Raw genomic sequence first — 2,087 nt, forward strand, 5'->3', positions numbered from 1 at the left:
CCGTACGTCGTGGGCGTGGCGCCGAGCGCGGCGACGCGCTCCTGGTTGTCCGGACCGGCGGTGCCGATGACCCGCAGTCCCGCCGCGACGGCCAGCTGCACGGCCACCACGCCCACGCCGCCCGCCGCGCCGTGCACCAGCAGCGTCCCACCCGGCTCGACGTCGAGCAGGCCGAGCACGCGGTCGGTGGTCTCCACGGCGACGGGCAGCGAGACGGCGCGCTCCCAGGTCAGTCCGGCGGGCTTCGGTGCGAACGTCGTGGTCAACACGTACTCGGCGTACGCGCCGGTGTCGGCCCAGCCGAGCACCTCGTCACCCACCGCCGTGCCGGTGACGCCCGGACCGACCGCGTCGACCACGCCGGCGACCTCCGAACCCAGCACGGTGGGCAGCGGCGTGGTGAAGACGGCCTCCATCGCGCCGGAGCGGACCTTCACGTCGAACGGGTTCACCCCGGCCGCGCGCACCCGGACGCGCACCTGCCCCGGACCGGGCTCGGGGCGTTCGACGTCGCCCAGGCGCAGCTCCTCGGGGCCGCCGAAACGGCTCAGCACAACGGCTTTCACGGTGATCACTCCTCTGTGGACTGCCGGTGGGCGAGCGCGTCGGCCGGCCGGGCGAAGGGGCGGGGAGGTCGACGCCGGCCCAGCCTCCCACCGCCGGCGGCGTGCGGCACTTCGGGCCCGACGAGAAGCGGACCGCAAGTCCGCTATGGTGGCGTTCAAGCGGACCTTCGGTCCGGTTCATCGGAGAGCAATGGAGAACGGGACCATGACCACGCTGCTGCACATCTCCGCGTCGCCCCGGGGCAAGGCCTCGGAAGGCCTGGCGATCGCCGAGACCTTCCTCGACACCTACCGGGCGAGCCACCCCGACCACCAGGTCGAGACCTTCGACCTGTGGGACGGCACGCTGCCGGTCTTCGGCCCGGACGCCGCGGAAGCCGAGATGACGGTGTTCGCGGGCCAGGAGCTGTCGTCGGCCGCCGCCGAGGCGTGGGAGTCGGTCAAGAGGACGTTCGAGCGCTTCGCCGCGCCCGACGCCTACCTGTTCAGCGTGCCCATGTGGAACTCGGGCGTCCCGTACGTCCTCAAGCAGTTCATCGACGTCGTGACGCAGCCCGGCCTGGCGTTCGGGTTCGACCCGCAGCACGGCTACACGGGCCTGGTGACGGGCAAGAAGGCCGCGGTCGTCTACACCGGCGCCGTGTACGGGCCGGGTCGGCCGCCGTCGTTCGGCCAGGACTTCCAGAAGCCGTTCTTCAACTCGTGGCTGCGGATGTGCGGCATCACCGACATCACCGAGATCGAGTTCCGCCCGAACATGGTCACCGCCGACGCCGAGCAGCAGCGCAAGCAGGCCCACCAGGACGCGGTGCAGGCCGCCGAGAACTTCTGATCCCCACCCGGTCCTCGCCCGCACCCGCGGCAGCGGTCGGCGGCCCGGCCGGGTGACCAGCGCCCCGGTCGCCGCCGACCTGACGCGACCGCACCGGTCGCCGCCGACCTGACGCGACCGCGCGGGTCGCCGCCGACCTGCGGGACCGCACCGGTCGGCGCGGCGCGTGCCGGTCACCCGGCCGGGCTCTCCTCCGGCCGCAGCCTGGCGACCAACTCGCCCCGGCTGCGCACGTCGACCTTGCCGAACACCGACTTCAGGTGGTCCTGCACGGTGTGCGCGGAGATGCCCAGCCGGGCCGCCGCGTCCGAGGTGGACCGCCCGGCGATGACCTCGTGGCACACGTCGCGCTCGCGGGCGGTCAGGCCGTAGGCGGCGAGCAGGAGCCCCAGCAGCTCCGCGCCGGAGGCCCGTTCGACGGTCACCACCGTCTCGCGGTCGTCCTCGGCGATCAACCTGCTCGCCTGGAGCAGGATCCACCCGCCGGACGCGTCGCGCACGCGCGCCCGGAACGTACCGGACGCGGAGGCCCGCGCACCCGTCACCACGGCGCGCAGCATCACCCCGAACCGGCCGGGCGCGACCTCGTCCAGCTCGTCCCGCCACGTCCCGGCGGCGGCCGTGGCCGCGCGCGGCACGCCGTCCGGACCGACCACCACGATCGCCGGGTCGCCGCCGCCGCGCACCGC

Annotated in this window: 3 protein-coding genes; 1 reads left to right on the top strand and 2 read right to left on the bottom strand. The window is 74.2% G+C overall.

The window, feature by feature from the left end; translation table 11 throughout:
- Positions 1 to 566, bottom strand: a 566-nt coding sequence (locus AB0G02_RS36745; RefSeq protein ID WP_360804067.1) for an alcohol dehydrogenase catalytic domain-containing protein, incomplete at its 3' end; no start/stop codon positions are given.
- A 205-nt stretch (positions 567 to 771) separates the two neighbouring features.
- On the opposite strand from AB0G02_RS36745, the gene AB0G02_RS36750 reads away from it, so the two are divergent.
- Positions 772 to 1,398 (top strand): NAD(P)H-dependent oxidoreductase, encoded by a 627-nt coding sequence (locus AB0G02_RS36750; protein ID WP_360804070.1) that lies wholly within the window; start codon positions 772 to 774, stop codon positions 1,396 to 1,398.
- 173 nt (positions 1,399 to 1,571) lie between these two features.
- Here the strand turns inward: AB0G02_RS36750 and AB0G02_RS36755 are convergent.
- A partial coding sequence (locus AB0G02_RS36755) for a LuxR C-terminal-related transcriptional regulator (protein ID WP_360804073.1) occupies positions 1,572 to 2,087 on the bottom strand: 516 nt, incomplete at its 5' end.

The organism is Actinosynnema sp. NPDC023658, assembly GCF_040639995.1.
In the GTDB taxonomy this organism is placed as follows: Bacteria; Actinomycetota; Actinomycetes; order Mycobacteriales; family Pseudonocardiaceae; genus Actinosynnema.